This window comes from Streptomyces sp. ADMS (assembly GCF_033441795.1).
Taxonomy (GTDB): Bacteria; Actinomycetota; Actinomycetes; order Streptomycetales; family Streptomycetaceae; genus Streptomyces.
The window spans coordinates 1-223 of the sequence record NZ_JAVFVX010000662.1 but is presented as its reverse complement, the minus strand read 5'-3'; the positions used below and the strand labels follow the sequence as shown (position 1 = coordinate 223).

Genomic DNA, 223 nt, shown 5'->3' with positions numbered 1-223 from the left:
GGTGCGCGAGCTGCTCCGGGTGGCGGTCCTGTGCTGCAACGCCCGGCTTGTCCCGCCCGACGGCGTGCAGCACTGGCGGGTGCTCGGCGACAGCACGGAGGGCGCGCTGCTCGTCGTCGCGGCCAAGGCCGGTCTCGACCTCGGCGTAGAGGAGGCTGCGGCTCCGCGAGTCACCGAGTTCCCCTTCGACTCGGACCGCAAGCTGATGACCACGGTGCACAAG

The 223-nt window shown here is 71.7% G+C and carries 1 protein-coding gene; it reads left to right on the top strand.

Going from position 1 to position 223, the window contains the following annotated elements:
• Nucleotides 1–223 (top strand): hypothetical protein (locus RB628_RS42390; protein WP_318325882.1); only part of this gene is annotated, 223 nt, incomplete at both ends.